This window comes from Rhodococcus sp. NPDC080181 (genome assembly GCF_040702225.1).
GTDB classification, from domain to species: domain Bacteria; phylum Actinomycetota; class Actinomycetes; order Mycobacteriales; family Mycobacteriaceae; genus Rhodococcoides; species Rhodococcoides fascians.
In genome coordinates this window covers 44118-51114 of the sequence record NZ_JBFBKN010000028.1, presented here as the reverse complement: position 1 = coordinate 51114, position 6997 = coordinate 44118, and the positions used below count along the sequence as shown (strand labels likewise).

The following is a 6997-nucleotide window of genomic DNA, read 5'->3' as shown; positions in this document are numbered from 1 at the left end:
ACATCATCCGCTGCCTCAAGCGAGCCGTCGCCCGCGAAATGTTCCAACATCTCACCCAGAAAACTGCCACTTGACACTCATAGGAGCATCACATGCGGCGAAGCCGCTCACTCGTGCGGAACGACGACCACCGGCACCGGGGCAGCACGCAGAATCTTGGCGGCACTCGAGCCCAGGAACACCCGCTTGGGGGTCGCCAGTCGACTCGAGCCGAGCAACAACACATCGCCCGGCTTCCACTCGAGGTTGCCCACGGCCTCGTCCAGTGTCGACCCGTCGGCCACCACGGATTCCAGGCCCTCGATGCCGGGGAGAGTGCGGGCCGCGAGTTCCAGATTCTCCTGTGCGGCAGCGACTTGCCGTCGACGCGTGTCCAGTGAAGTCTCGTCGCTCGGGGTTCCGGTCGATTCCAGAGAGACCAGCGAGACCAATCGAAGAGGCACGTGCGCAGCGCTGGCGAGAGTGAAAGCGAACGGCAACGGGTTCGGGGCGGATGACCGGGTAGGGACGGCGACGGTGAGATCGGTGATCGGTGCGCTGGAGAGCCGGTAACCCCGAGGGGCAAGTGCCAACGGAACTTCCGAGGCGTGCAGAAGCTGACCGGCGACCGAGCCGATCGAATGTCGGTTCAGCAGGCCGTCACTGGCACCGCCGACAACGATCATGTCGGCATCGGAGTTCACGGCGAAGTCGATCAGGGCGCGGGCGAACGACTCGTGGCCGATCACGTGCGTGGTCACCTCGATACCCGACGGGACCTGGGCGGCCGCGTCGTCCACCCAGCCCCTCGCCTTGGCCTCGAGGATCTTTCGATACGGTCCACTGCCTTCCATGACAGGTTCGTCGACGGCCATGACCAGCACGATGTCGATGGACGCGTCGAGGGCGCGGGCGAGGGCGGTGGCCAGGGCTACGCCGTCGTCGCCGCTCGGGGTGGCGAGGTAGCCGACGGTGATCTTCATGAGTTTCGGTCCTTCTCTTCTAGTAAGTGTCCGGAACCTTGACTTCGGTGGACGCGGTGAGTGTTTTGCCCTGGAAGAAATCCTTATTACCCACGAAGCACAGCAGCATCAGGGGGATTCCGAGTACAAGCATGCCGACGCCGAGGACGAATACTCCGCCGATCGCACCGTAGACGGTGTAACCGTAGTCGGGCTTGATCATGTCGACTGCGCTCTGCACGAACGCCCACGTCATGGACAGCCCGCCGAGAAGTGGAAAGATGCCGCGCATGAACAGGTTTCGGGCGGACGAGAACAGTGTCCGACGGAAGTACCACGTGCACGCGTAGGCGGTGATGCCGTAGTAGAACGCGACCGCGAGCCCGAGCGATGCCACCGAATCCTGCAGCGCGTTGGCGCTGACGAAGGTGAGCACAAGGTAGAACATCAGGGCTGCGGCACCCATCACGAGCGTGCCGAAGCCGGGCGTCATGTACTTGGGGTGCACGCTGGCGAACCGCTTGGGAATTGCCTCGTAGACGGCCATCGACAGTGTTCCGCGGGCCGTGGGCAGGATGGTCGTCTGTGTAGAGGACAGCGCCGAGATGGACACCGTCAACAACAGCAGCGACGCGACGATCGAGCCGGCGACCGGATCGCCGAGAATGGTGAGCACATCGTCGACGTTGTCCGGGTTGTTCAGACCGATACCCGTGTCTCCGAACCCGGCGAACGACTGCACGGCGTATCCGACGAGCACGTAGGTCGCGACGAGAATCAGCGTGGTGATCACTGCGGCTCGTCCCGGCGTCTTCTCCGAGTCCTTCGTTTCCTCGCCGACGGCAAGGCAGGCATCCCATCCCCAGTAGATGAAGATGCACAGGATGATGGCCTGGGCCGCGTCGGACATCGTCACCCCGGTGGGCACCAACCAGCTCCATTGCGGCGTGATGGCCTGCGGACCGGCCGTACCCGTCCCCACCTTGACCAGTGCCGTCACCGACACTCCGATGAGTACGCCGAACTGGACGACCAGCAACACGTTCTGCATGCGTTCGCTGATGAGGATGCCGCGAAAACTGACGTAGGTCATCGCGACGATGAAGAACGAACCGAGGGCGACCTTGGCCGCGGTGGACTCCGCCAAGTCCGACAGGCCGAGGAACTCGAACAGGTAGATGGCTGCGATCTCGGCGACGTTGGCCAGCACGATGATCGCCGAGACGGCCAGCCCCCACCCGGCCATCCAACCGACCCAGGGCCCGAAGGCCTTGGTGCCCCAGGTGAACGACGTCCCGCAGTCCGGTGTGTCGCGCCCGAGCTCGCGGTAGGCGAAGGCGGTGAGCAGCATCGGAACGAAGGCGATGAGAAACATCGACGGTGCTTTGTCGCCGACGGCCAGAACGACGTAGCCGAGGGTGGCGGCGAGACTGTAGGCCGGGGCCACCGCCGACAGTCCGATGACGATGTTGCCGACCAACCCGAGCGCGCCGGTGTTGAGTCCCTTGCCCGGAATGGTGTTGGGCGGTTCCGCAATCGACATAGGTCTCTCCGAGGTTCGAGTCGACCGAGGCGTCGGAAGGGGACCCGACAGAATCGGTCGCGTGTGATGGATGAACACTACGATTTCCGTCGCCGATTCGCTGTGTATCGACGGAATAGTTTTCATCGGAGTAACAATGCAACGAAATAGGTCGCGGAAGCGGCGGACGTCGGGGGAATCCGCGGACTCGCCGAGTGGCGATGACAGGCGCGCGTCCGCGCACGACGCGCGCTACCGTCGACACATGAGCACCGCGGAGAACACTCAGTCCTCGATCGGTGGCAGTGCGCCACTCGATCTCGCGTCCATCAGGTCGGCTCCGAAGGCGTTGCTCCACGATCACCTCGACGGCGGACTCCGACCGCAGACCGTGCTCGAACTGGCCGACGAATGCGGATACGACGGGTTACCCGCGACCGACGGTGCCGCTCTGGGGGAGTGGTTCCGCGACGCAGCGGACAGTGGATCGCTCGAGCGCTACCTCGAGACCTTCGCGCACACCGTGGCCGTCATGCAAACCCCCGAGGGGTTGTTCAGGGTGGCGCGCGAATGCGCCGAGGATCTGGCCGACGACGGCGTCGTGTACGCCGAGGTGCGCTTCGCGCCGGAACAGCACCTCGAACGCGGGCTGACCCTCGACGAGGTCGTCACCCACACCCTCGCCGGTTTCGAGGCGGGCATCTCCGCAGCCAAGGTGCGGGGCAAGAACATCACCATAGGCACCCTGCTGACGGCCATGCGGCACGCCGCACGTTCACGAGAGATCGCGGAACTGACGGTGCGTTTCCGTGACCGCGGGGTGGTGGGCTTCGACATCGCCGGGGCCGAGGCGGGCTTCCCTCCCAGCCGCCATCTCGACGCCTTCGAATACATGCGAGCCAGCAACGCGCACTTCACCATTCACGCAGGCGAGGCCTTCGGTCTGCCGTCCATCCAGGAAGCGGTGGCGTTCTGCGGGACCGACCGGCTCGGACACGGAGTGCGGATCACCGACGACATCACCACGAACTCCGACGGCACGCCGTCACTCGGTCTCTTGGCCGCGTACGTCCGCGACACCAGGATGCCGTTGGAGTTGTGCCCCAGTTCCAACGTGCAGACCGGTGCCGTCGAATCGTTGGCGACGCACCCCTTCGATCTGCTCGCACGACTGCGGTTTCGCGTCACCGTGAACACCGACAACCGATTGATGAGCGACACCTCGATGAGCCGAGAGATGGTCAAACTGGTGGATACGTTCGGCTACGGGTGGAGTGACCTCGAGCGATTCACCATCAATGCGATGAAGTCCGCATTCCTGCCGTTCGACGAGCGATTGGCGTTGATCGACGACGTCATCAAGCCCGGCTACGCGGTGCTGATCGGCTGACGAGCGAGCGCGCGGCCGGGCGAGAACGCCCTACTTCTTGCGGAGACGGCTCTCGAACTCTCGCTCGAGGACTCGCCAAGCCTCGGCCTCGACGTCGAACGGTGCGCTCGGGGCCAGCCGATCGGGACTGGGCTCGAGGGTGTACGAGACGTACCAGCCCAGCGGTGTTGACGTGGCGAGGGCCTCGTCCACCGAGCTGTCGCCGGCGAAATCGGCTGCATCGGTGAACAATTCGACGGCAAGATCGAGCTGGTCGACGTCCACCGCGGTGGGCCCGTCGGCAAGGTCGTCGGCAAGTCCGGGCAAGACGTAGACGTTGTCGTCGGTGATCGTGATGTCCAGTGAGCCGTCGATCGCGGCGGTCTGAACATCGGAGTAGGTGCTGACCTGCGCCAGGTCGTGATCGTGATCGTCGGCGAGATAGCGAGCCAGCGAGCGCTCGGACCCGAACACGCTGATGGCGCCACCGCGGCCGAGGAAGACGGGCTTGTCGCCGAGGTAGCACCGCAGGGTGTACAGCGTGTCGTCGGACGTGATGATGCGAATGGGATCGATACCGACGGTGGTCCAGAACGTCTCCTCCGCCGCGGCAGCGGCGATGGGATCTCGGTCGACGTCGTCCTCGTCGCTCTCTGCGTCGTCGTCGTCGGACTCTTCGTCCTCGGTGTCGTCGTCGATGTCGTCCGTTGCGTCGTCTGCATCGACGGCGTTCTCTGCAGCCGCGGTGATCTCCGCGTCGGCGACGGCGACGGCGGCGCTGTCGACGTCGGGGGAGGTCACGATGGAATCGACTGCGTCGAGGACTTCGTCCCAATGCTTCGCCACTGCTGCGCCGATGCGGTCCCACAGCTCGGCACCTTCACGGCCGAGAAAGTTCTCGACGCCACCGGCCACCGCTCCGACGAACGGATTGGTTCCGAAAAAGCTTGTGACGGGCCGTAGTTCGCAGACATCACCGATGGACGAGACGATGTCGAAGGTGGCCTGCAGTTCGGCGAGAACGTCGGCTTCGGGGTCTGCAGCCACCAGCTCGGGCACTGCGACGAGGTCGAACCGATGCAGCTCGTCGGGCTCGAGTTCGTAGGCCGCGAGAGCGGACACCACCGGCCACGACGGGTGGTCGACGAGGTCGTTGTCGTCGTCGGATCGGACGAATGCGGCGAGCTCGGCAACCGTGGCGAATCCGTAGAGATCTTCCTCGTGTCCGAGGAATGCCTCCCATTCGTCGTCGCCTTCTCGCCACTCCGGTGCCCACAGTGTCGAGAAGTCACCGGCGGTCAGACCGAGTTCGATCGGGATGATGTCTCCAGCCATGGCGCGAAGCCTATCTCAGGAGTCTGTGAACGAAGCCTGCAGACTTTGCAGGATGGTCTCGCGCTGGTCCAACGCTGCGGACGCCGCCTCGGCGGCTGTGAGAACGATGGTCGACGCGAGTTCGCGGGCAGTCACCGATCCGAGATCCTCCGCGAGATCGAGGCCGACCATGGCCCCGGTTCCGTCCGCGACGACGGTCACGAGCCCGTTGGGCGAGGCCACTCGAATCCTGATGTGGTCGACGCGCTCCTGTGTCTCACGTAATCCGTCGAGCCGGTGTCGGGCGTTGTCGATCACGGTGTCGAGATCGGTGGGGTGAGAGTGGGTCATACCGGTCGCAACCAACTCGTGGGTGCCGGTTCCTGGGCCAGATCGTCGTTCGCGTCGGCGGCCGTCCGGGCGTGGGTCGGCAGACCCAGGCGATCGAGGATATCGGAGGGAACCCCGTCCTCGGCCAACCGGATTCGGCGCTGTGCCCGAGCGGCTGTGGTCGCCCGCGTGCATCGATCCAGGATCGTCGACGCCAATGCTGTTCCCCCGTAACGTAGTTCACGTTCATCGATAGCGATTGCGATCGGCACTCCATGCTCGGTGGCGCGAACGGATACCGAGCCGGATCGAGTTGCCGATACCGCGCTGACGACGGTGGTGTTCGCGTCCGTCATTGACTTCCTCTCATTCGGTCTGCCTCTCGTTCGGTCCGACCGTTACTGGGTCGGGCGGTAGAAGCCCTTGAATGCCATGTCGCTGTTGGTCGTTCTGATCGGTCCTACCTGCACCGGGTCTCCCGCCTCGACGAGCTGGCCGTTGCCGATGACCATCGCTACGTGGCCGTCCCACACCGCGAGATCGCCGGGCTGTACGTCACCGGCCGCGACCGACGAGCCGATGTCCTGTTCCTGCGCCAGCCGGGGGATGTCGACGCCCTGCTGTGCGTACGCCCATTGGGTCAACCCACTGCAGTCCAGTCCGGTGCCCGGCGTCGTACCGCCCCAGGCGTAGGGGACGCCCTGCTGCGTCAGCGCGCTGCGAACGGCACCTGCGGCTTCGGCGTTGGGGGCAGTGACGGTGCTCCCGTCGGGCAATCGCACCTCTACTCCTCGGCCGGCGTCCCCGGCGCGGGGTGAATCCATCGCCGAATTGCCCAAGAAGTGCTGTGCTCCACCGGCTCCGGGGGAGTCCGGCGTGCCGCCGGTTTGTGAGAGCGGCAGCGCGAACGTCTTCGCCAGCTTCTCCCCGGTCTCGATCACCTGAGCCGTTGCAGGTGAGGTCATCAGGTTCGAGGGCGAGCCCGGCACCGCTGCCGGGCCGGAGTCGATGGGTGCGGGGACCGCGGGCGGGGAGGCCAGCTCGCCGGCTGTCGCAGCGTGCACGGCCAGTTCAGCGCGCACACGCGCAACCACCGCCAGGGCACGCTCGAGGTGCTCGATCGCGGCCGAGATCAGCATCGTCTGCCCCATCGGGGTGGCGATGATCGGTCCTGCGGAAAGGGCGATGCCCACGAACGACTGCACTATTGCCTGTAGTTCGACGAAACCCTGCTCGGTATCCCGACATGCCCGATCGACGACGGCGGCGATATCGTCCGCGTGATCGGCAAGGGCCAGAGCACTCGCATGAGCGTTCTCGGCGTACCGAAGTGCTGCGTCCGCGGCGTCGCCGTTCCAGTTCGAAGCAAGTTCGGTGATCGCGATGCGGCCGATTCCCTGGGCGGCCTCGATCGCAGCCGACGACAGTCGCAACACGTCCGCGGGGCCTCCGGAGGGAACGGTACCGCCGCCGAAGGCACCGAGTAGCTCGACGATGGGGCGAGAGAGTAGATCGATCATC

At 65.1% G+C, this 6997-nt stretch carries 7 protein-coding genes; 1 reads left to right on the top strand and 6 read right to left on the bottom strand.

What is annotated here, in order from left to right; genetic code table 11:
• Nucleotides 1-107 precede the first annotated feature (107 nt).
• Both AB0O58_RS23250 and AB0O58_RS23245 read right to left on the bottom strand, forming a co-directional pair.
• Nucleotides 108-962 (bottom strand): universal stress protein, encoded by an 855-nt coding sequence (locus AB0O58_RS23250; protein ID WP_094650066.1) that lies wholly within the window; start codon nucleotides 960-962, stop codon nucleotides 108-110.
• Nucleotides 963-981: 19 nt separating this feature from the next.
• Complete coding sequence (locus AB0O58_RS23245; RefSeq protein ID WP_045841981.1) at nucleotides 982-2484, bottom strand: APC family permease; 1503 nt, start codon at nucleotides 2482-2484, stop codon at nucleotides 982-984.
• A 244-nt stretch (nucleotides 2485-2728) separates the two neighbouring features.
• On the opposite strand from AB0O58_RS23245, the gene AB0O58_RS23240 reads away from it, so the two are divergent.
• On the top strand, nucleotides 2729-3853 hold the full coding sequence (locus AB0O58_RS23240; RefSeq protein WP_045841980.1) for an adenosine deaminase: 1125 nt from the start codon (nucleotides 2729-2731) through the stop codon (nucleotides 3851-3853).
• Between the two features lie 30 nt (nucleotides 3854-3883).
• On the opposite strand, the gene AB0O58_RS23235 is transcribed toward AB0O58_RS23240, so the two are convergent.
• The 4 genes from AB0O58_RS23235 to AB0O58_RS23220 are packed head-to-tail and all read right to left on the bottom strand — an operon-like array spanning nucleotide 3884 to nucleotide 6996.
• Complete coding sequence (locus AB0O58_RS23235; RefSeq protein WP_045841979.1) at nucleotides 3884-5167, bottom strand: hypothetical protein; 1284 nt, start codon at nucleotides 5165-5167, stop codon at nucleotides 3884-3886.
• 15 nt (nucleotides 5168-5182) lie between these two features.
• Nucleotides 5183-5497 carry a YbaB/EbfC family nucleoid-associated protein gene (locus AB0O58_RS23230; RefSeq protein ID WP_045841978.1) on the bottom strand — a complete coding sequence of 105 codons (315 nt, stop codon included), beginning with the start codon at nucleotides 5495-5497 and terminating at the stop codon, nucleotides 5183-5185.
• Nucleotides 5494-5832: a hypothetical protein gene (locus AB0O58_RS23225; protein WP_032372738.1), complete on the bottom strand. Its 339-nt coding sequence runs from the start codon at nucleotides 5830-5832 to the stop codon at nucleotides 5494-5496. Before AB0O58_RS23225 ends, AB0O58_RS23230 begins: the two co-directional genes overlap by 4 nt.
• 42 nt (nucleotides 5833-5874) lie before the next feature.
• A complete protein-coding gene (locus AB0O58_RS23220) occupies nucleotides 5875-6996 on the bottom strand; it encodes a C40 family peptidase (RefSeq protein WP_045841977.1) in 1122 nt (373 codons plus the stop codon).
• Nucleotide 6997: the final 1 nt, after the last annotated feature.